Genomic DNA, 17,052 nt, shown 5'->3' with positions numbered 1-17,052 from the left:
ACTCTAAATTTGGGTTAAATAGAAAACCACTGTACTTTTCTGATACAGCGATCATTTTGAACATCGACCTTGCCGCGGACAGTGCAAACTTTCTGCCCCTTCCACGGAAGGAATACACGGCGTCGAAGGTCATTTACGACCTCTCGACCATGCCCGAATGGCGCTATCATCTCTGGAATATAAATATGCTGACCGGACCTCCAGTCAGATAAAGAGATTTCTCGATCCCCTGATAGCAGTGCATCTCGACTCTGCTCAGACAAAAACGCCCAATTACAAAATGCAATTGGGCGACCTTGTTCATCTTCGTAATAGCAAAACTGGTTTAGCTCAAACGCCGGCATAATGCGCTGCTGCCATTCAGCAACAACGTATCTGCTGTGGAGAGGAGAATGCTGACTTAACAACATCACCCCACCAATTAAATTTTTAATTTGAGCTAAGGTAAGATTTGCTGATTGATGTGTAATAGACATAGGCTCTATATCACCGAATACAGCTATTATTTAGCTTTAGAAGCTCTCTTCTTTGGCGCAGGTTTTTCTTCTGTCTGCACTTCTTCAGTCTGCTCAACATTAGGCTCATCTGAAGGTAAAAAACCTGCTGCAACTAGCTTGTCAAATTCTGCCGACATACGAGGATCTTCGAGCATATTTTTAACCATTGAGACCATATACATAAAACCAGAAGCTGGCATATGAACGACTTGTTTAAGTTCGAGGTCACCATCATTTTCAGCCATTACGCCGCTAGCCATATTGTTTTGATCTTGACCTACGAAATAAAGAGAGAAAACACCTTTATTGTAATTAACACTAGATACTGTTTGAACAAACTTTTCTGTCATAAATTAAACCCGATTAATTATATACAACGGCTTGATTAGCCTTGGAAACAACTATTATTAAAATAGAAAAACACAAAATAAGAATTAGTTGCGTTTTATAAATTAATTTTACACCTAAAAAAAATTTGAATCAACTTACTTTTATTTTTGTTTTAGAGTATATATTCTATTAATTAAAAAACATAAAAATCTCATTATCACAATAAAAAAAATAAACAATGCATTTTCCAAGAAAAATATTGCATGTTTTATTTTACTTATTAGTAAATATAAATTTGAAGAGTTTCTAAGGTGCTGATACTATGCCGCTCTTTTTTAAACATCATAAAAATCAGCAATGAAGCTTAAATAATGACACAAAATGAAGTTCTAACCCTGAAGTGTATAAACCTATACTTAAGTATTTTAGGCGTAAAAAAAGACATAACTAATATAAAGAACACAACTGAAGAATCAAAAAACTTCAACGATGAATTAAAGAAAATACAAACAAACAACAAAGTTAATGTTGTAATTAAACGTTCAAAAACAAAAAAGATTAACAATATAACAACACCTGTTATTCTATTTGATGCTCAAGGCTTACCATTTATTTTAGCTAAAGCTAATAAAGAATCTTGTTTAATACAAAACCCTAATAAAGAATCTCCTGAAGTTATTCCCTATGATAAAATAAACTCGATATGGAACAAAAGTTGGCTTGAAATAAAACAACCTCAATCACGTTTTGATATCACCTGGTTCATTCCTGAGTTTTTGCAACACAAAAGAATACTCGGGGAAATTTTTTTGTTTTCTTTTGTATTGCAAATACTCGCCTTAATCTCACCGCTATTTTTTCAGGTTGTGATGGATAAAGTGCTTGTACATCAAGCCTGGTCAACCCTTGACGTGCTTGTGATAGGGCTTGTGATCACTGGCATTGTAGAGGTTATACTTCGCGGCTTGCGCGAATATCAATATGCGCACACAGCCAATAGAATTGATATTCAATTAGGGCTTAAGTTGGTAAAGCACTTGTTTGGCCTTCCTTTGATGTTCTTCAAAACACGCCAAGTAGGCGCTATCGTCACTAGAGTGCGTGAGCTAGATACCGTACGAGAGTTTTTGACAGGCTCGATGTTTACTTTAACTGTCGAGTTCTTGTTCATGTTTGTCTTTCTCTACGTAATGAGCTTACTTTCGTCGACCCTCACATTGTTATTTATTGCAACCATTCCTCTTTATGTATTGCTCGCTTGGTGGCTTACGCCTCGAATGCAAACGGCGGTAGAAGAGCAATTTACACATGCTGCTGCAAACACCTCATTTCTAACAGAAACAGTGGCTGGCAGTGAAACTCTAAAAAGTTTAGCCGTAGAGCCACGCTTTGTTCGCCGTTGGGACGAACAAACAGAAAAAATGGTTTCTACTGGATACGTAGTCCAACAAATTAACAATCGCTCTAATCATGCTGTTCAACTTATACAGAAGGTAACCAGTGTCGGTATTTTATGGCTAGGAGCAACTGAAGTATTGTCATTGGAGATGACTATTGGCCAGCTCATTGCCTTCAACATGATGACGAATCACATCGCTCAACCCTTATCTCGTATGGTCGAACTATGGGGGCAGTTTATTCAAACCCGCGTAGCGTTAGAGAAATTAGGAGACATGCTCAATTTGCCGGTAGAACAACATACAGGTAACGACATGGTGACAATGCAAGGGGCTATTTCTTTCAAAAACGTTCTGTTTCGTTACCAACTTGATACCCCTCCTACTCTCCATAATTTATCTTTGGATATACAAGCAGGAGAAACCTTAGGCGTTGTCGGCACATCTGGTTCTGGGAAAAGCACCTTAGCTCGATTATTACTGCGACTATACAACCCAGAGCAAGGGTTAATCACGGTTGATGACACTCCACTGAATCAAATTAGTATTCAGCAACTGCGTCAACAAATCGGCATAGTGCTGCAAGAAAACTACTTATTTAACAAAAGCGTTTGCGAGAATATTGCCCAATCAAAACCTGAGGCAAGCTTAGAAGAGGTTATCGAAGCGGCGAAGCTCTCTGGAGCTCACGAGTTTATTATGAAGCTCCCAATTGGCTACGACACGATATTAGCAGAAGGCGGGCAATCTCTTTCTGGCGGGCAGAAGCAAAGGCTCGCGATTGCAAGAACTCTGCTTTCTAACCCCAAAATCATTATTTTAGATGAAGCTACTAGTGCACTTGACGATGAATCACAGGCGTTGATTCAATCCAATATGGCGAACATCGCAAAGGGCCGAACGGTCATTACTATCGCTCACCGATTATCCACCGTACGAGATTGTGATCGAATTATTGTTCTTCATCAAGGGAGTATCGTCGAGCAAGGCAGCCATCAACAATTATTAACGTTGGGTAAACAGTACAAACAGTTGTGGCAACTTCAACAAGAGCTCAAACAAGAGGATTCAAACGCATGAAAAGCGTAATCAAGCAATTCTTGGCTAGATTCAAGTTCAACCAAGCCGCAGAGAACCACTACGAGTTTTTGCCTGCACACCTCGCTTTGTCACAGCGCCCTCCTTCACCATTTGCTCGTTTAACGGCAATCACTCTTAGTCTAGGGGTAATGGCGGTATTACTTTGGGCGTATTGGGGGAAACTGGACGTACAAGCGACAGCAACCGGGCGTTTCGTTGTCTCTGGACGTTCACAAGTAATTCAATCTTATGAACAAAGTAGAGTCCTCTCCATTCACGTTAAGGACGGGCAGCGAGTTGATAAAGGCGCGCCACTTCTTACTCTCGACACCCTAGGCATTAATCAAGACATTACACGTCTCATCACTCAATCCGAATATCAGACAAATGAATTAGTTCGCTACCGATCTCTGAACAGTGGCCTTCCACTCTCTAAAGACCTTCTATTTTCGACCTTACCATCGGCACAGCAGACATTAATCAATGAAAACCACCTTAGCGAGAAACGCGAGTACGAGTCGACTCTTGCAAGTATCAAGGCAGAAATGTACGTCAACAATGCATCACAGGCAGCCCGTCAAAGCGACATCAACGCCTTAATTCAGTTGACCGAAAATATTAGCCAAAGACTCGCGGCACGAAAAACGTTGAATCAAATAAAAGTCATTGGACACGTAGAATATCTAGAGCAAGAAAAAGAGCTACTGGAGGTTCAGCGTCAAGTGTCTCAGCAGCGAGCTGAATTAGAGGTTTTGAAATCCCAATATCACAGCCTTGAAGAGAGATTAACCGGTTTCAAAGCACAAAAGCAAAGAGAGTGGCTTGAGAAACGAAAGCAAGCAAAGTTGCAGTTGGTTGGGTTAGCTCAGGAGTTATCTAAAGTTCGTGAGCGTGAACAATTAGAAATAATCCGCTCCCCTGTCGATGGCACGGTGCAGCAACTCAGCATTTACACGCTAGGCGCGGTACTTCAACCTGCACAAAACTTGATGATTATTGTCCCTGGAAATTCCGTTCAGCAAGCAGAGATACAGATTCTCAACAAAGATGTAGGTTTTGTTTATCCCGGACAGTCAGTGACCGTAAAAGTAGATGCGTTTCCATATACTCGCTACGGCACAATCGAAGCGGAGTTGTTAAGTATTTCTCGTGATTCGACCACGGATGAACGTCTAGGGCTTGTTTTCCCAGCCCAAGTTAAACTCATCAATAACAATATCTTAATTAACGGAGAAAGCGTTGAGCTAACGCCTGGTATGTCCGTTGTTGCAGAAATCAAAACGGATAAGCGCCGAGTTATCGACTATATACTTAGCCCAATACGTGAATACCAAGCTGAGTCGCTACGAGAGAGATGAGAATGGATATGGCCTTATCAACAACACAAGATGTGTCTATCGCCCAAGATACATCTTGCACTCAAGATACCTCTAGCAATCAAGATATATCTACCACAAAAGATAATGGCGGATTAGACGCCGTCGTTTATGCCGGAAATCACTTTCACAAGAAATCGACTAAAACACAGCTAAAACATGCATTGGGTGTCAATCATTCCAATTTGAGCGACATGCAAATAAGGGAAGCAGCGGATTATATCGGCCTGAAAAGTCAAGTAACGAAAGTAAAATCAAACGAGCTAGATACCCTTCCACTACCCGTTTTAATTGAAATCGACAATAGTTGGAAAGTGCTTACAAAGTCAGCTGATGGTTCCTCTCTTTTATATGACCCAACCACTCAATTAGACCAACAGAGTGAGCTTAGTCTGAGTAGTCAATTATCGATTTACAAGGTAATGCTGGTCGCTGATGAAAGACTAAGTAACAAAGAAGTGAAATTTGGCCTTAGTTGGTTTGCCCCCTCTATTTGGCGTCAAAAAAGCCAGATGCGTGATGTGTTTTTCTATGCTATTGCACTTCAGATATTCGCACTAGTAAGCCCGTTGCTATTTCAAAATATCATCGACAAAGTACTAGTAGGTCGCAGTTTATCAAGTCTTCATGTGCTCGCAATGGCCATGCTCGCATTAGCTATTGCTGAACCAGCATACAGCTACTTACGCAATACCGTATTTGGTCATTTGGCGAGTCAGGTTAATGCAGAGCTATCAGGGCGCCTTTATCGTCACTTAGTTGGCCTTCCACTCACTTATTTTAAGCAGAGACAAACCGGGCAAATCATTGCGCGAGTTCGTGAAATGGCACAAATCCGTCAGTTTTTAACGGGTTCGACGTTAATGTTAGTACTCGACTTAATTTTTGTGGCTGTCTTTATCGCCGTCATGTTCCACTATGCTAGTACTCTGACTTGGTTAGTAATCGGTTCATTGATCATCTATTTCTTACTTTGGCTTATCGCTGGCCCCTTAATAAGAAAAAAAGTGGAATCAGAATACGAATCAGACGCCGACGCCACAACCTTTTTAACTGAAGCGGTAACAGGCATTGAAACCATTAAAACAACTGCGACTGAACATCGATTCTTACATCAATGGCAACGCATACTCAGCCAGCAACTAAAGCGTAGTTTCGATGCTCAGAAGTCTGGGTTAATCGCAGGGCAAAGCATCGCACTTATCCAAAAGCTTACCGCCGCATTATTGCTATGGTGGGGAGTCAGCGCTGTACTAAATGGTGAGCTAACGCCCGGTGAATTGGTCGCATTCAATATGTTAGCTGGTCATGTTACCCAACCGGTACTTAGACTTGCTCAAATTTGGCAAGACTTTCAGCATACTCTCATTGCATTGAAGCGAGTGGGTGACATTCTTGATGAACCAAAAGAAAACAGTAAACAGGGGCTAGCTTCTGTCCCTGAACTCAATGGTGGCATAGAGTTTCACAACATAAGATTCCGTTACCACGAAGACACTCCGGAGGTACTAGCTAACCTCTCATTAAAAATAAAACCAGGGCAGTTTATCGGTATTACAGGCCCATCGGGCTCAGGGAAAAGCACCATAACCCGGCTACTACAACGCTTGTATGTTCCCCAGCATGGTCAAGTGTTGGTCGACGGTATGGACCTAGCTATCGCGGATCCTATATCGTTACGCCGCAATATGAGTGTTGTGTTGCAAGACAGCATTCTTTTCTCAGGGAGTGTTGCAGATAACATTCGCCTAAGTAAGCCACAAGCTTCTGATGAAGAGATGCGCCACGCAGCGCAACTTGCTGGCGCTCTAGAATTTATTGAAGAGCTTCCCCACGGATTCGATCAACCGGTTGGTGAGAAAGGCTCTTCTCTATCTGGTGGTCAGCGTCAACGTGTCGCATTGGCAAGAGCCTTACTCGTAAACCCTCGAATTTTGCTGCTTGATGAAGCGACTTCTGCTCTCGATTATAACTCTGAAGCTGCCATCATGAGCAACATGGACGAGATCTGTCGAGGTAGAACCGTAATTAGCATCGCACACCGCCTCAACACTCTTCGTCATGCGGATAACATTCTAGTTCTTGATAAAGGCCAAGTGTGTGAAAACGGAACTCACGATGAGCTGGTTGAGAAAGAAGGGCTTTATGCCAAACTCTGGAAACAACAGATAGGGTAATAAAATTATCGTATCTATTGCGAGAGAAGCTCGAACTTAGGTTGTACCTCAATATCTGTATTTGATTAATTCAATATCAAACATCGTTCAATAACTAGAGTCTCAAACACCGATCGTAGACAATTCTTTATAACTTGTTGTTAATCAACTACGGCAAGTTAAAAGCCATGAACTGACTAACTATTAAAACTGCCAAACTACAACATAGTTGGCAGTTTATTCATTTATGCATATGAGCTCATTTGTTAACGCCCTTGTTACATAGCAAAAACATCACACAGCCCTCCCTAATTAAGTCTAATAATCCGCCACTCACGAAGTAGCATCACAAATCCAAACATAAACTCCTCGTACCAGTTGCGCATTCATTTACATATAGGTAGTTTGAGCGGCTTCGCAACCTATCAATTCGAGCAATGACGTTCATGCGAGCATCTTTTTCGAGCAAAAGTGTTCGGATTAACATTTCAAGTGACTTTAATTAACAATTTTATGCTCAAACGCTCACTTTTGATGTTCGTTTATTTTCGAGTTCGCAAATATATGCACAATACACGTGCTAGATAAGCAAAACTAAAAAGGACTCGAACATGACAACAAACAAACACCCTTCTTTATTTGGGCAATGCTTGGCTGAATTTATCGGCACAGGATTACTCATATTCTTCGGCGTTGGCTGTGTGGCCGCTCTGGTATTAACTGGTGCGACATTCGGACAATGGGAAATCAGCATCATCTGGGGCTTCGGTGTTGCGATTGCAATTTACTGTACTGCCGGCGTTTCAGGCGCACACATCAACCCAGCCGTAACGATTGCACTGGCCATGTTCCATGGCTTCGATAAAGCGAAAGTGGTGCCTTACATCATTTCGCAACTGCTTGGCGCTTTCTGCTCTGCAGCATTGGTTTACAGCCTGTACAGCAACCTATTTACTGACTACGAAATCGCACATAACTTCGTTCGTAGCAGCCAAGACGCACTATCAACTGCTGGTATCTTCTCGACTTACCCACATGCTTCACTTTCTTTCTTCGGCGCTTTTGCTGTGGAATTCGTGATTACTGCAGTGTTGATGTTTGCCATTTTAGCGTTAGGTGATGAGAACAACGGCGCATCTCGCGGTGCAATGAACCCTCTACTGATCGGTATTCTTATCGCGGTTATCGGTGGTTCTTTAGGTCCACTGACGGGCTTTGCAATGAACCCTGCTCGTGACTTCGGACCAAAACTGTTCGCTTACTTTGCAGGTTGGGATTTCGCACTAAGCGGTGCTCGTGATATTCCTTACTTCATCGTTCCAATTCTTGCTCCAATTGCTGGTGCGTGTTTTGGTGGTTGGTTGTACCCACGTGTTATCGGTGCTTACCTACCAGTAGAAGGCCAAGGCTGCACAATTCCAAACCAATGTGAAACAGAAGAAGAAGCTGAACAAGCTCAAGCTTAATCCCTAAGCGACCTTACATTTACTAAAATATAAATAACGAAAGAAAAAGGATTCTTACCATGACCGAGCAAAAATACATTGTTGCCCTAGACCAAGGCACCACAAGTTCTCGCGCTGTAATCCTCGATCACGATGCAAACATCGTTAGTTCTTCTCAACGAGAATTCACTCAGATTTACCCGAAAGCGGGTTGGGTTGAGCATGATCCAATGGAAATCTGGGCGACTCAAAGCTCTACATTGGTTGAAGCTCTTGCTAAAGCAGGTATCCGCAGCGATGAGCTAGCGGGCATTGGTATCACGAACCAACGTGAAACCACCATTGTTTGGAACAAAGAGACAGGCAAGCCTGTTTATAACGCAATCGTATGGCAGTGTCGCCGTACTGCAGACATCTGTGAAGACCTAAAAGCGCGTGGCCTAGAAGACTACGTACGTGACAATACTGGCTTAGTCCTTGACCCGTATTTCTCAGGTACCAAAGTAAAATGGATTCTAGACAACGTTGAAGGCGCTCGCGAAGACGCTGAAGCTGGCAAATTACTGTTCGGTACAGTTGATACCTGGTTGGTTTGGAAAATGACTCAAGGACGTGTACACGTTACGGATTACACCAACGCGTCACGTACTATGTTGTTCAACATCAACGACCTATGCTGGGATCAGAAGCTACTTGATGAAATGGGCATTCCAGCAATCATGATGCCTGAAGTGAAGCGCTCTTCTGAGGTTTACGGTCAAACGAACCTTGGTGGTAAAGGCGGTACTCGTATCCCAATCGCGGGTATTGCGGGTGACCAACAAGCTGCACTTTACGGTCAAATGTGTGTAGAAGCAGGCCAAGCTAAGAACACTTACGGCACAGGTTGTTTCCTTCTAATGAACACTGGCCAAGAGAAAGTAACGTCGAAGAACGGCCTACTAACAACGCTAGCATGTGGTCCTAAAGGCGAGCCTGCATACGCACTTGAAGGTGCAGTATTCATGGGCGGCGCATCAATCCAATGGCTACGTGATGAAATGAAGCTGCTGGCTGGCGCAGAAGACTCTGAGTACTTCGCAACCAAAGTAGATTCTTCAAACGGCGTTTACGTAGTCCCTGCATTTACTGGTTTAGGCGCACCATACTGGGATGCTTACGCTCGCGGTACGATTGTTGGCCTGACTCGTGGTGTTAACTCTAACCACATAATCCGTGCAACGTTGGAAGGCATTGCTTACCAAACGCGTGACGTACTAGACGCAATGCAAGCGGACTCTGGCATCAAGCTAGCGAAACTACGTGTTGATGGCGGCGCAGTAGCGAATAACTTCTTAATGCAGTTCCAATCAGACGTGCTTGATACTGAAGTTCACCGCCCTGAAGTAACGGAAGTAACCGCTCTGGGTGCCGCTTACCTTGCTGGCCTAGCGGTTGGTTTCTGGGACAGCATTGATGAGCTTCAAGACAAAGCCGTTCTTGACCGCACATTCATGCCACACCACGACGAAGAGAAGCGTAACCGCCGTTACAAAGGTTGGAAACGTGCTATCAAGTGTGCACAGGTTTGGTCTGAGCTGCACGATGACGATGACAACGAGTAATACTAAGTACTCAGCTAATCGTTAATCATTAGCCGCTGATCTAGGAACTCGAGTAATCTAATCGACTAGATTGTTCGAACCTCAGCAAACGAAACTAAAAAGAGCACTATTTTGTGCTCTTTTTTGCGTTTCAGGCTAAAATTCCGCGTTTTGCGCAGCGTTTTTGCGGTTTAGACATGATTCCTTACCATCATTACTTCTCTCTTTTCATCAATTCGAGCACAATAGCGTGAGTTTATATTTTCGATTTTGACGCGCTAGAGCCCTTTGCGCGCAGGGAGTGGTAAGTTAAGTGAAGCAGATACCAAGACACCAGCAGATTGTAGATCTGGTAAAAACACAAGGATATGTGAGTACCGAAGAGCTCGTTGAAAAGTTCGATGTCAGCCCACAAACCATCAGACGAGACCTCAATGAACTGGCCGATAGCAACAAAATTCGTCGCTATCATGGTGGTGCAACCATTCCTTTAAGCTCGGAAAACACCTCATATAACACGCGTAAAGCGCTTAATTTCAACGAAAAAGACGTGATCGCCGACGAACTGGTTAAGCACATCCCAGATGGTGCAACCCTATTCGTTGATATCGGTACCACGCCAGAATCGGTGGCACGCGCCCTCAACAAAAACCACAAACAACTAAGAGTCGTCACCAACAACATCAATGTTGCCAGCATCCTTCTGCCTAACCCAGAGATCAAGGTTATCTTGGCGGGTGGCGAAGTACGCAACCGTGATGGTGGCATTGTTGGTGAAGCTACACTCGATTTCGTGAAGCAGTTCCGCCTCGATTTCGGTATCTTGGGCATCAGTGGCATCGACTTTGATGGCTCACTGCTCGACTTTGATTACCACGAAGTTCGTGTGAAACAAGCTATCATCGAAAACAGTCGCAGCATCTTCTTAGCCGTCGACCACACTAAGTTTGGCCGTAACGCGATGGTTAAGCTCGGTAATATCTCTCAAGCGCACATGGTCTTTACCAATAAACAGCCACCAGAAGAGATTCTCAACATCCTTAAAGATTCAGCAATACCATTAGAAGTGATCGATACCGCTCGTCCTGTGAGCGAATAACTCACACAAGTGCTCGGTGAGCCACTTTCTATAATGAATCACGATTCTTTATAGAAAAGTTAAAAAAGTAAAACTTGCTCACTACCACTGTCGCTTCTATGCTCGAATTAGACTTATTTGAACCTCTGCTTTCATAAGCAGAGGTTTTTTTATGCCCAAATCACATAAAACGCGCATAAACGAAAATAATAAATGACCGCAAACGAAAGTTCATATAGGATTCAATTATGTTCTAAAATGCTCGTTCGCTCAGAAGAGGTCAAAACCATGAGTGCTCAACAAAATAATTCAAACAACAGTACATCTTCCACTTTAGACTTGATCGTGATTGGCGGCGGCATCAATGGCGCAGGCATCGCGGCAGATGCATCAGGTCGTGGTCTAAACGTTGGCTTATACGAAGCAAATGATTTCGCGTCTGCGACGTCTTCTGCTAGCTCAAAGCTTATCCACGGTGGCCTACGCTACCTTGAACATTACGAATTTCGTTTGGTTTCGGAAGCACTCGCTGAACGTGAAGTCTTGTTAAGAAAAGCACCTCATGTTGCTCAACCAATGCGCTTCCGTTTACCTCATCGACCATTTTTACGCCCAGCTTGGATGATTCGCTGTGGCCTATTCCTTTACGATAACTTGGGTAAGCGCACTACTCTTCCTGGAAGTAAGACAGTCAACCTAGCAAAATCAGGGCTACTGAAACCAGAAATGAAGACAGGCTTCGAATACTCAGATTGCTGGGTGGATGATGCGCGTATGGTATTGCTCAACGTGTTGGCAGCAAAAGAAAACAACGCAGAAGTACGTAACTACTGCCGTGTTGAAAAAGCGCACCGCGAAGGTGGTATTTGGCATGTGACGATCCTTGATGTCATGACAAACCAACGCTTTGAACGCAAAGCAAAAGCGCTTGTTAACGCTGCTGGTCCTTGGGTTAAACAGTTCTTTGATGATGGATTAGAGCAGGCTTCGCCTCGTAACATTCGTCTTATCAAAGGCTCACACATTGTTGTGCCACGCATTCATGACGAGCCACAAGCGTACATTCTGCAAAACAAAGACAATCGCATTGTGTTCATGATCCCTTACCTAGATAAATTCTCGATCATCGGTACTACCGACCTTGAATACAAAGGCGACCCACGTAACGTCGCAATTGATGATGTCGAAGTGGATTACTTGATTGATATCGTTAACCAGCACTTTGTTATACAGCTTGGCCGTGAAGACGTGGTTTGGACATACAGTGGCGTAAGACCACTTTGTGACGACGAATCTGATTCACCACAAGCGATCACTCGTGACTACACATTGGAATTGGACGCAGAGCTAGATCAAGCACCACTGCTTTCGATCTTCGGTGGCAAATTAACCACTTACCGTAAGCTAGGCGAAGCAGCACTTAAGAAGTTAGAACCACACCTAACCAATATGGGTGCGCCTTGGACAGCGAACGACACGCTTCCAGGTGGTAACTTTAGCTGCAGTAGAGAACAGCTTGCGAAGATGATCCACACTAAATACCCTTGGGCATCTGAAGCGCTATTGCTTCGCTACGTGACTCAATTTGGTACTTACACGTGGAAGCTACTGGAAGGCGCAAATAGCGAAGCTGACCTTGGTATTCAATTCTCAAACGAAGCGCATGGCGTTTATCAAGTTGAGATCGATTACTTGATCAATGAAGAGATGGCGATGACTGACGAAGACATCTTGTGGCGCAGAACCAAACTTGGCTTGTACATGAGCGAATCCGAGCAGCAAGCGGTGACGGATTACTTGAAAGAGAAGCTACAAAGCAAGGTAGTGAGCTTTTCTCAAGTAGGCTAACCCCACCAGCCTAAACATGGTTCAAGAACATACTTAACAACGAAGCTTAGCGTCCCCCGCGCTAAGCTTTTTTATTGCCTGCTATTCCGGCCTAAGAACTCGATCAGATAAATCTCTCGATTGATCGTCTCCTTCGCACGGACTGAGGCTTTGTCCACTCCCCCATTTTCAACAAAAACTAAATAGTGTTTTATTAATCCGGCTGATTATCAACTTCATAAAAGGTTGCTATTCTTTACCTCAATGAAACGACACATTTAAAAACGCTCACTATGTCAGCGCTTTAATAAGGAATCTATTCCATGCAAAAAGTTATTCTGATCACAGGCTCTACCGATGGTATCGGCTTCGAAACGGCAAAAGTACTTGTTCAACAAGGTCACCACGTTTTATTGCATGGACGTAACCCAAGCAAGCTCAAAGACGTAGAGCAGCAACTTGTGGCTATCTCTGATGAAGCGAAAATTCAAAGTTATGTGGCAGACTTGTCTGTTCTGGCTGATGTGGATGCGTTAGCTGACGAAATAATTGCTGAGCACGATAAGATTGATGTACTGATTAACAACGCAGGTGTGTTCAACACTCCGAACCCAATCACTAAAGACAGTTTAGATGTTCGTTTTGTTGTGAATACCATTTCACCATACCACCTGACTAAACGTCTGCTACCTGTGCTCGATGCATCTAGCCGAGTGGTTAACCTGTCTTCAGCGGCACAAGCAGCAGTGAACATCGAAGCGCTAGAAGGTAAGAAACCAATGTCTGATGGCGACGCTTACGCACAAAGCAAGCTTGCGATCACTATGTGGACTCGTGAGATTGCAAAAGAGTTAGGTTCTACAGGGCCAATGGTGGTTGCGGTCAACCCAGCTTCGTTACTAGGCAGCAAGATGGTGAAAGACGCTTATGGCATTGCAGGCGGAGACCTAAGCATCGGTTCTGATATTCTGGTTCGCGCATCATTGTCTGATGAGTTCGCACAAGCAGGCGGTCAATACTTTGATAACGACAACAACACGTTTGCTAACCCGCACCCAGATGCGATTTACGGCGATAAGTCACAGCAAGTTGTCGCTAAAATTGAAGAGATCATCAAAGCAACGCTTTCTTAATGACAGCTATGCTCAAGTGATTTTCTGATTCCAAGAAAAAGCCCTACGTGACTAACGCATAACTTAGTCACGTAGGGCTTTTTCGTACAACGTTTGTCTCTATGTTTGTTCCCAATACGGCGGGTTGCCATAATACTCAGAGAAGTAGTCAATGAAGGCTCTCACCTTTGGCGCAAGTAACCTTGTGCTTGGGTACACAGCCCAAATCGCAGGCTCTGAGGTTAATGGGTAATCTTCTAATATTTGAACCAGCTGACCACTTTTCAGTTGTTCATAGGCACACCAATTCGATGTCACCGTGATCCCCATACCACCTGAGGCTGCGTCACGCAGTGCTTCCCCGTTATCTGCCCTGAACGACCCAGATGCCTTAATCGTCTTAGGCCCGCTTTCAGTATTGAAGGTCCAGTTTTCTAAACCAATTAAGCTAATACACTGATGATCATTAAGATCTCGAGGTGTAGCTGGCTTACCATATTTGATTAAGTAATCAGGCGATGCACACACAATACGCTTGTCTGTCGCAAGTTTTCGGGCAATCAGTGTCGAGTCTTTCAACTCCGAGATACGAATTGCGATATCAAAGCCACCCTCAACAACATCCACCATCGAATCTGATAGCCTGAGATCGACTTTTAACCCAGGGTAGCGCTCTAAGAATCCAGGTAAAGCAGGAACAAGATGCAAACGCCCAAAAGACGCAGATGCGGTAACTCGCAGCGTTCCGGTTGGAGAATCACAACCCACACCGACCGCCGATTTGGCAGCATCCACACTCGATAGCACTTCTTCAGCATGAGGTAAGAATGCTTCCCCCTCTTCGGTTAAAGAGACCTTACGAGTGGTTCTGTGGACCAAGCGAACGCCTAAATTGTCTTCCAGTTTACTGATGTGCGAGCTTGCAACAGCAGGAGATAAACCAAGCTCTTGCCCAGCCATGCTGATGTTGTGTGTGGAAGCTAAACGAACAAACAATTTGAGGTGTTCAATATTCATGAGATTACCAATAAAATCTTAAAAATCGTGTACCAGTAACCCTCATTATGCGTCATTCACATAACAATACAACGTATTAACTCAGTTGAATTGTGAAGAAGTGATTGAGCCAAAACGAAAAAAACTCCCGAAGGAGTTTTTGTCTAAGTCTGTAATTCGCCATTTAGCTAGCCAGCAAAATTACCAACTCACTAGCCCGTTAAACGAGCATGCAGTGAATCTTTAAGCTCAGAACGATCATGTTTCAATTGGTGCATCGAGCCGTCATCAATGGGTGAATCTTTCAGCTCTAGTTTACGAATCTCTTTATCAAGGTTGTCGTATGTCTTCATATCTGCTGCAAAGCCATCGTCAGTTTTAGCAAGCTCAGCAATTTTGTCTTTCATTTCAGGAAATTCGTGAACAAGAGAGTGATTTTCACCTAGCATAGAAACCTCTTAAGTTGAGTAAAGTGATTGGTAGTACACATTCATTATTTACCTTAGCAAGGGACTCAAATAACAAATGAGATCCAGTACACAGCCTAGAATATAGACAGTTCAGATTCACAAATTTACAACATAAATCGGCAGGGATGCGTTGTTTTACATAGAAGAAAGCCTCACGTAATCGCAAGGCTTTGTAGAAGTGAGTTCTTTATAAGAACAGTGACAGAAATGATAATAACAGCAGCTAAAAAGTATTTTCAAAAAAGGATTAGCTGCTACAACCACCAGAATGAACTCGATTCATTTGATCATGTGAAGACGTGTCAGAGCCTGTCGATTGGCATCCTGCCACGAACAATAGCGTTACAGATAAGATAAGCCATTTCATAATTAATCCTCTTTTAGTCATGACTAAAGCATAGTGCTTAAAAGCGCGGATACCTCAGTCATTAACTAAAGCCTTACCTGCCGATAAAGCCTTAGTTAATGAACAAAGCATCGCTTCATTAACTAACGACCTGTCTTCGTGCAAAAAACTTTCACCAAACGAACAAAAAACAGTCACAACTCTCTCTAAGCTTCACAAAAACCGGCCTTTCAATTCCTTTTAGTTATTATCTAAATAACATCAATTCATTTTTAGAATCACCGCCAAACCGATACATTAGTGTCATCTCCTAATGACGACCTCAAGGTAAACGATATGAAAAAGACCATTTTAGCAACACTGATTACCATCACATCAATGCAAACAATGGCAGCAGTTGAAGTAACCGACGAAAACTTCGCTCGTGCAGAAAGCGACCTTTACTTCACTCAACAGTTAGAGCATCAACCGGTTAATGTTTTTGAGCATAATCGTGAGAACGTAACGGTAGAGAACCAAATGATTATCCGCTCTAACACCGACCTGCTCTATTCAACCGCGGTTGTCGATGTCTCAGAAGGCGCAACATTCAAACTGGCGAAAGGCGATGCGTACCAGATCATGCATATCTTCAATAACAATCATGATAACCACATGGCCATTTATGGTGGCGAAGAAATTTACATCGACTCAGAAATCGCAGGTTCAGACTACATCTACATACTGATGCGAACTGCAACAAGTGCTGGCGCAGATGAAGCGCATCGACTGCAAGATGCGGCGGTCATTAATGCGAAATCAGCTAAGCCTTTTGAACCTGCTTCAGATTGGGATGATGCTTCTCGAGATAACGTCCGAGCAAAATGGGAGAAGCTAGTTAATGACATCAAGACAGAAGAAGCCTTCACACCAAACATCACAGCAACATCAAATAACAAGCAGTTTATGATTGGTACTGCGGTGGGTTGGGCTGGTATGCCAGCAGAGCATGCTGTGTATACATCACGAGCGGGCACAGGTAAAACAGAATGTGCAAACATCACGTTTGAAGCACCCTCATTACGTTATGACGAAGGCGGTTATTGGTCAATTACGGCCTATTCAAGCCAAGGCTGGTTAATGACGAACAACAACAGTGCTGATTCAACGACATCAACACCCAATAAAGACGGTTCTTACACGATTCACTTTGCGCCAAAAGGGCAAACCTGTGACGCTGCAAGTAACGTGATTGAAGTAAACGATGATGGCTGGAACTTTGCGGTTCGTGCATACCGTCCTAGCGATGAAGCGGTAGCATCCGGTGAGATGCACAACTTCCCACAGGTCACGGCTAAGTAGCGGGGAATAACGACTGAG

The 17,052-nt window shown here is 43.5% G+C and carries 12 protein-coding genes and 1 pseudogene; 9 read left to right on the top strand and 4 right to left on the bottom strand.

Annotation, left to right across the window (positions count from 1 at the left end; translation table 11 throughout):
• Positions 1-14 precede the first annotated feature (14 nt).
• Both rtxC and rtxH read right to left on the bottom strand, forming a co-directional pair.
• A complete protein-coding gene (gene rtxC, locus M4S28_RS19490; protein ID WP_102436863.1) occupies positions 15-476 on the bottom strand; it encodes an RTX toxin-activating lysine-acyltransferase RtxC in 462 nt (153 codons plus the stop codon).
• 26 nt (positions 477-502) lie between these two features.
• Positions 503-847, bottom strand: coding sequence for a protein RtxH (gene rtxH, locus M4S28_RS19485; protein ID WP_004732223.1), 345 nt, complete (start codon positions 845-847; stop codon positions 503-505).
• A 351-nt stretch (positions 848-1,198) separates the two neighbouring features.
• Between rtxH and M4S28_RS19480 the strand changes: the two genes are divergently transcribed.
• From M4S28_RS19480 to M4S28_RS19445, 8 genes and pseudogenes are all read left to right on the top strand, one after another.
• Positions 1,199-3,304 (top strand): peptidase domain-containing ABC transporter, encoded by a 2,106-nt coding sequence (locus tag M4S28_RS19480; protein ID WP_249633577.1) that lies wholly within the window; start codon positions 1,199-1,201, stop codon positions 3,302-3,304.
• Complete coding sequence (locus M4S28_RS19475; RefSeq protein ID WP_249633576.1) at positions 3,301-4,662, top strand: HlyD family type I secretion periplasmic adaptor subunit; 1,362 nt, start codon at positions 3,301-3,303, stop codon at positions 4,660-4,662. The genes M4S28_RS19480 and M4S28_RS19475 overlap by 4 nt, the downstream gene beginning before the upstream one ends.
• A gap of 110 nt (positions 4,663-4,772) precedes the next feature.
• Positions 4,773-6,857: pseudogene (locus tag M4S28_RS19470) on the top strand (type I secretion system permease/ATPase); the annotation flags it as partial.
• 590 nt (positions 6,858-7,447) lie between these two features.
• Positions 7,448-8,302: an MIP/aquaporin family protein gene (locus tag M4S28_RS19465; RefSeq protein WP_004732234.1), complete on the top strand. Its 855-nt coding sequence runs from the start codon at positions 7,448-7,450 to the stop codon at positions 8,300-8,302.
• A gap of 59 nt (positions 8,303-8,361) precedes the next feature.
• Positions 8,362-9,885 carry a glycerol kinase GlpK gene (glpK, locus tag M4S28_RS19460; RefSeq protein WP_004732235.1) on the top strand — a complete coding sequence of 508 codons (1,524 nt, stop codon included), beginning with the start codon at positions 8,362-8,364 and terminating at the stop codon, positions 9,883-9,885.
• Between the two features lie 292 nt (positions 9,886-10,177).
• A complete protein-coding gene (locus M4S28_RS19455) occupies positions 10,178-10,963 on the top strand; it encodes a DeoR/GlpR family transcriptional regulator (RefSeq protein ID WP_004732237.1) in 786 nt (261 codons plus the stop codon).
• Between the two features lie 267 nt (positions 10,964-11,230).
• Complete coding sequence (gene glpD / locus M4S28_RS19450) at positions 11,231-12,790, top strand: glycerol-3-phosphate dehydrogenase (protein WP_249633574.1); 1,560 nt, start codon at positions 11,231-11,233, stop codon at positions 12,788-12,790.
• 302 nt (positions 12,791-13,092) lie between these two features.
• Positions 13,093-13,902, top strand: a complete 810-nt coding sequence (locus M4S28_RS19445) for an SDR family NAD(P)-dependent oxidoreductase (RefSeq protein WP_249633573.1) — start codon at positions 13,093-13,095, stop codon at positions 13,900-13,902.
• Positions 13,903-14,001: 99 nt separating this feature from the next.
• On the opposite strand, the gene M4S28_RS19440 is transcribed toward M4S28_RS19445, so the two are convergent.
• Positions 14,002-14,898: a LysR family transcriptional regulator gene (locus M4S28_RS19440; RefSeq protein WP_102536787.1), complete on the bottom strand. Its 897-nt coding sequence runs from the start codon at positions 14,896-14,898 to the stop codon at positions 14,002-14,004.
• Between the two features lie 191 nt (positions 14,899-15,089).
• A complete protein-coding gene (locus tag M4S28_RS19435; protein ID WP_004732244.1) occupies positions 15,090-15,326 on the bottom strand; it encodes an HP1242/YdcH family protein in 237 nt (78 codons plus the stop codon).
• Positions 15,327-15,993: 667 nt separating this feature from the next.
• Between M4S28_RS19435 and M4S28_RS19430 the strand changes: the two genes are divergently transcribed.
• Entirely contained in the window at positions 15,994-17,034 is a 1,041-nt protein-coding gene (locus M4S28_RS19430) for a DUF1214 domain-containing protein (RefSeq protein ID WP_249633572.1), read from the top strand.
• Positions 17,035-17,052: the final 18 nt, after the last annotated feature.

It is taken from the genome of Vibrio sp. J383 (assembly GCF_023503985.1).
GTDB classification, from domain to species: Bacteria; Pseudomonadota; Gammaproteobacteria; order Enterobacterales; family Vibrionaceae; genus Vibrio; species Vibrio splendidus.
Note: the sequence above shows the minus strand (reverse complement) of the source record. Positions and strands in the feature narration are given on the sequence as shown.

What these genes read in the sequence shown, in the direction of transcription:
- M4S28_RS19435 (WP_004732244.1), bottom strand. Translation starts at nt 15,326, where the DNA reads ATGCTAGGTGAAAATCACTCTCTTGTTCACGAATTTCCTGAAATGAAA.
- M4S28_RS19445 (WP_249633573.1), top strand. Translation starts at nt 13,093, where the DNA reads ATGCAAAAAGTTATTCTGATCACAGGCTCTACCGATGGTATCGGCTTC.
- M4S28_RS19475 (WP_249633576.1), top strand. Translation starts at nt 3,301, where the DNA reads ATGAAAAGCGTAATCAAGCAATTCTTGGCTAGATTCAAGTTCAACCAA.
- glpD (WP_249633574.1), top strand. Translation starts at nt 11,231, where the DNA reads ATGAGTGCTCAACAAAATAATTCAAACAACAGTACATCTTCCACTTTA.
- M4S28_RS19440 (WP_102536787.1), bottom strand. Translation starts at nt 14,898, where the DNA reads ATGAATATTGAACACCTCAAATTGTTTGTTCGTTTAGCTTCCACACAC.
- rtxC (WP_102436863.1), bottom strand. Translation starts at nt 476, where the DNA reads ATGTCTATTACACATCAATCAGCAAATCTTACCTTAGCTCAAATTAAA.
- M4S28_RS19465 (WP_004732234.1), top strand. Translation starts at nt 7,448, where the DNA reads ATGACAACAAACAAACACCCTTCTTTATTTGGGCAATGCTTGGCTGAA.
- M4S28_RS19480 (WP_249633577.1), top strand. Translation starts at nt 1,199, where the DNA reads ATGACACAAAATGAAGTTCTAACCCTGAAGTGTATAAACCTATACTTA.
- rtxH (WP_004732223.1), bottom strand. Translation starts at nt 847, where the DNA reads ATGACAGAAAAGTTTGTTCAAACAGTATCTAGTGTTAATTACAATAAA.
- glpK (WP_004732235.1), top strand. Translation starts at nt 8,362, where the DNA reads ATGACCGAGCAAAAATACATTGTTGCCCTAGACCAAGGCACCACAAGT.